The following is a 238-nucleotide window of genomic DNA, read 5'->3' as shown; positions in this document are numbered from 1 at the left end:
CTGGCGACAACAAGCACGTAGCCAAGCACTTCGCAGCGCTGTCTACCAACGGTAAAGCGGTTGGCGAGTTCGGTATTGATACTGCCAATATGTTCGAGTTCTGGGACTGGGTTGGCGGTCGTTACTCCCTGTGGTCTGCCATTGGTCTGTCCATCATCCTGTCCGTGGGCTTCGACAACTTTGTTGAGCTGCTCTCCGGCGCGCATGCGATGGACAAACACTTCTCCACCACGCCAGC

General features: G+C 56.3%; 1 pseudogene. It reads left to right on the top strand.

The annotated features are described in order from the left end of the window. Positions 1-238, top strand: a pseudogene (gene pgi, locus FDX22_RS19805) (glucose-6-phosphate isomerase); the annotation flags it as partial.

This window comes from Citrobacter sp. TBCS-14, from assembly GCF_005280805.1.
GTDB lineage: Bacteria > Pseudomonadota > Gammaproteobacteria > Enterobacterales > Enterobacteriaceae > Citrobacter > Citrobacter gillenii.
Note: the sequence above shows the minus strand (reverse complement) of the source record. Positions and strands in the feature narration are given on the sequence as shown.